Consider the following 1246-nt stretch of genomic DNA (forward strand, 5'->3'; position numbering starts at 1 on the left):
ACCTGGGCGAAGGCCAAAAGGATGCCGACCACCAGCACGCCGACGATCAGGCCATTGAGGCCGGGATTGCTGCCAAAGGCGGTTGAGATCTGTCGGGTGAGGATGGCGGCGATGAAGGCGACGATGACCAGGAAGATCACCATGGTCAGCAGAAAGACCTGCGGGCTCGATAATTTATGCGGGTCGTAGATCAGGACATCAGAACGTCTGCCCATGCCGAAGGATCTGAGAAAAGCCATCCGTGCCCCGTTTCCGATGCCGCCGCCGATCACGTAAACCGCGACTCTAAACGGAATTGTGACCAAATTGAATGGCGCTTGGCAATATTGCCGCGTCGATAGTGTCAGAGGCGATTGATGACCAGACAGTCGACCATGGCGGCCAGATGCAGGCTGGCGCCGGTGACGACGAAACCGTGCCACAGCGCATTGTGGAAGCGCAGCCCCTTCCAGGCGAAGAAGATGACGCCGCAGGAGTAGACGATGCCGCCGGCAACGATCAGCGCTATCGATGTCGTCGGTAGCGTCTGGACAAGCGGCTTGACCAGGATGATGCCGCTCCAGCCAATGGCGAGATAGAAGCCGATCGCCAGCCGGTCGAAACGGCCGGGAAAGAACACCTTGACGGCAATGCCCAGCGCTGCCGCGGTCCAGACCAGCACGATCATCCAGCGCGCCAGCGGCGAGCCTTCGAGCTGCGCCAGGAAAGGCGTATAGGTCGCGGCGATCAGCAGATAGATCGCGGCGTGGTCGAAACGCCGCAACACCCATTTTGCCGGCGACGAGACCGGCCACAGATTGTAGGTCATCGACACCGAGAGCACGGTGAGCAGCGAAACCACGTAGAAGGCGGCGGCGATGTATTCGCCGGGTCCGACACGAAACGCCGCCAGCGCCAGCAGCGCGGAACCGGCCGATATCGCCAGCACGATGCCGACCGCGTGGACGATACCGTCAGCGATCATCTCGGCACGCGAATAGTGCCAGCGTCCGATGAACGGGATATCGGGGTAGGGTTCGTTGTCTCTCACTAAGCCGGGTTCCTGCGCCGCGCCCTCCAATCTGGGCGCTCGCCGGGCAGTATTTCAAGCTTCCGTTGCGGTTTTGCGACTGCGGCGCATCAGCGCGGCGGTTTGTCGGCGCGGCTTGCCTGTCAACGAGAGGAGAGCGGCTTCTTCACGACCTTGAGCAAAGCGCGCTGGATGATCTCGTTGCCGGCGACGACCGAACCGTTGTCGAGCATGTCC

General features: G+C 61.6%; 1 protein-coding gene and 2 pseudogenes. All 3 read right to left on the reverse strand.

The genetic code is table 11. From position 1 onward, the window contains the following. Positions 1-239: pseudogene (locus EN969_RS31655) on the reverse strand (flagellar motor protein MotA); the annotation flags it as partial. Between the two features lie 104 nt (positions 240-343). Continuing rightward, positions 344-1030, reverse strand: coding sequence for a hemolysin III family protein (locus EN969_RS31660; RefSeq protein ID WP_063170358.1), 687 nt, complete (start codon positions 1028-1030; stop codon positions 344-346). Between the two features lie 122 nt (positions 1031-1152). After that, positions 1153-1246, reverse strand: a pseudogene (locus EN969_RS36410) (inositol monophosphatase); the annotation flags it as partial.

Origin of the sequence: Mesorhizobium sp. M7A.F.Ca.CA.003.01.2.1, from assembly GCF_003998945.1 — a bacterium.
Taxonomy (GTDB): domain Bacteria; phylum Pseudomonadota; class Alphaproteobacteria; order Rhizobiales; family Rhizobiaceae; genus Mesorhizobium; species Mesorhizobium ciceri.